This window comes from Streptomyces sp. NPDC001732, assembly GCF_053596315.1.
The window spans coordinates 1-2,746 of record NZ_JBSFFY010000177.1 but is presented as its reverse complement, the minus strand read 5'-3'; the positions used below and the strand labels follow the sequence as shown (position 1 = coordinate 2,746).

General features: G+C 66.4%; 2 protein-coding genes and 1 pseudogene. 2 read left to right on the top strand and 1 reads right to left on the bottom strand.

The genetic code is table 11. The features are described from left to right. Positions 1 to 101, top strand: a pseudogene (locus tag ACWCXX_RS41130) (IS5/IS1182 family transposase); the annotation flags it as partial. Between the two features lie 332 nt (positions 102 to 433). On the opposite strand, the gene ACWCXX_RS41125 reads toward ACWCXX_RS41130, so the two are convergent. Further along, complete coding sequence (locus ACWCXX_RS41125; protein ID WP_451136409.1) at positions 434 to 1,672, bottom strand: protein kinase domain-containing protein; 1,239 nt, start codon at positions 1,670 to 1,672, stop codon at positions 434 to 436. A 275-nt stretch (positions 1,673 to 1,947) separates the two neighbouring features. On the opposite strand from ACWCXX_RS41125, the gene ACWCXX_RS41120 reads away from it, so the two are divergent. Next, positions 1,948 to 2,547 (top strand): hypothetical protein, encoded by a 600-nt coding sequence (locus ACWCXX_RS41120; RefSeq protein ID WP_451136407.1) that lies wholly within the window; start codon positions 1,948 to 1,950, stop codon positions 2,545 to 2,547. Positions 2,548 to 2,746: the final 199 nt, after the last annotated feature.

Genomic DNA, 2,746 nt, shown 5'->3' with positions numbered 1-2,746 from the left:
TAACCACCAGCTCCGAAGCCATGATCTACGTCGCCTCGATCGACAACCTCGCCAAGCGCATAACGGACGAGACCACGCCAACCCGGCGAGGGACCTACTAGGGCATAAGAGGCAATTCGCCCACGCTAAATGCCCTCTCAGAGATCCAGACCTCTAATTGCTAACGAATTAGAGGTGTCGGGGCGGGTCGGGGGCTTGCCCGCCGGGGCTGAGCTGCAGAAACGGGCGGTGTCCGATTTTGGGGTCCACACCTCCGGTCACACCTCCGGTCCCCCTCCGGGCGCAATGCTCCGGCCCATGGTTCAGCCCCCCTCCCGGCGCTCAAGGCGTGGGCGGTCGCGGTTCTCGCGGTGGGCGGGCAAGCCGCCGCGCGGGGTGGCTTGCCCAGGGTCCCCTTGGGCTTGCCGGGGCCTGGCAGCGGGCCGAGCTGCCGTCATCCTTCTCCTGCTTGCCCAAGGTTCCAGGCGTGCTGGTGACGGGACCGCAGGGCGTCGGGATGGTCAGCTCCCAGGACGCGCGCCTGGTCGGCAGCGACCCCGGCAAACAGTCGGGCCGCCTCCACACGCTCACCCGCCTGCCCAAGATTCCAGGCGTGCTGGTGACGGGACCACAAAGCGTCGGGATGGTCAGCTCCGAGAACACGTGCCTGGTCGGCAGCGACCCCGGCAAACAGTCGGGCCGCCTCCACACGCTCACCCGCCTCACCAAGATTCCAGGCGTGCTGGTGACGGGACCACAAAGTGTCGCGGTGATCGGGCCCCAGGACGCGCGCCCGGTCCGCGGCCAGTTCGGCCATCAGGCGTGCTGCTTCTCGGGGGCCGGTGGTGTGGTTGGTTTGTTGTGCCTGCTGGTGTCGGTGGGTCGGGTCTTCTCGGGTGGCTGTGGCGGGCGCGGTTGGTGGTGGGGTTTGGGTGTGCTGCAGGGTGGTGGGTGTGGCGATGAGGGTGGTGACGTTCTGGGGCCATGGGGTGGTGTGGTGGAAGTCGTCGGGTGGGTTCCAGTGGGAGGTGATCTGTTGGAGGAGTTGTGTGGTGGTGGGTCGGTCGGTGGGGGTTTTGGCCAGGCATGCGGTGATCAGGGTGCGTAGGGGGCCGTTCAGTGTGCCGAGTTGTGGCTCGTTGGTGACGACGCGGTAGAGGACTGCTGCTGGTGGGCCTTGGCCGAAGGGTTCGTGGCCGGTGGCGGCGAAGGCGAGTACGGCGCCGAGGGCGAAGACGTCGCTGGCCAGACCGACGGGGCTGCCCTCGGCTTGTTCGGGGGACATGAAGCCGGGTGTTCCGATGGCTGTGCCGGTTCCGGTCGGCACGGTGGCGTCCAGGGCGCGGGCGATTCCGAAGTCGATCACTCGTGGGCCGTCAGGGGCCAGCAGTACGTTCGAGGGCTTGAGGTCGCGGTGGAGCAGGTCTTCGGCGTGGATGGCCTGCAGTGCCTCGAGCAGTCCGGCTGCCAGCGGCCACACCGAGTCCTCTGGCAGCCCCCCGGTCACGGCCACGGCCTCGGTCAGGGACGGTCCGGGGACATAGACCGTCGCGATCCATGGCAGGTCGTCCTCTGGGCCGGCCGCCACCACCGGCGCGGTGAAGGCGCCACTGAGCCATTTCCAACCTGACGGCGGTAGCCGCGTGTTGTGACTGAGCGCTTCAGGTGGCTGGTGAGCGGTTGATCCGGCCACCTGAGCGTTCGGCTCGCGGTAGTACCTTCGTCAGTCAGGTCGCACTTCGGAACGGCAGGTGGAGCCGCGTCAGATCGGCGTCTTCATCCGCTGCCGGTTCCCGGGTGAGCAGTGGGCGGAAGCCCTTCCGCTCACAGCTAACCTCCTCGGAGACGAGCCGATGTTCACCTACGTTGCCGACTGCGTCCGGACGAAGCCAGCCACGATGGAATCGACTGGGCGATCGATCCCGATCATGACAGGATGACGGTTCAGGACAGGGGAGGCGGGGCAGTATGGGGCTGGACTACAGCTATGAGATCTTCATGCCCCCTCGGAACGTTGCGAGAGCACTGACCCGGCTGGCCGAGCTCGCCCCCCAAGGCCGCAAGACGCCGCCACTTCCGGTGACCCTGCCGGGCGGAGAGCAGTTGATCGTGCCGTTCACCTCGAAGTTCAAGAGCGAACCGGTCGACTGTTCAGCAGGCGGCTCGCTCGAACTGGACACCTCGATCGTCGTCGGCGTCGACGACGCGGTGCGCGAGTTCTTCCTCCGCGATTCCGACAAGGTCGACGAGCAGGGACGGGTGTCGGTCGGGTACATCTACCTGACGGTCAGGTTCTCCCCCGCATGGCACCCGAACTTTGCGTCGCTGCAGTTCACAGCCGCCACCTCGAGCATGAGCCGGATGTTCGTGCAGTCCGCGAGCGTCAGGAAGGTGTTCACCGACCTCACCGCCACCACCGGTGGTGTGTGCTGCCTCCTCGACACCGAAACCAACATCTTCGACATCTGCTGGCTCAACGGCGAGACGTTCAGTGGTGAGACTGTTCCCGGCACCCGTTTCTCGCACTTCCACGATCTCGTCGCCGCCTGGTGCGAGCCGGTGGAGTAGAACGGGGACGACGCCCGCACGAGATACGGCGCACCTGCCCGGTCAACGCTCAACCGGCCAACTGAAGCGCTCAGTCACACGTGTTGGACGGAACTGCGGAACGGCGAAGCTCCTGGTGGACGGGTTCTCGACCAGGATCGCCCGTGTCTGCCAGGAGTCTCAATGACGAAGTCAAGACTCCTGCGCGACGGGCGGGACG

Coding starts and splice junctions, on each gene's coding strand:
- ACWCXX_RS41120 (WP_451136407.1), top strand. CDS start 1,948: ATGGGGCTGGACTACAGCTATGAGATCTTCATGCCCCCTCGGAACGTT.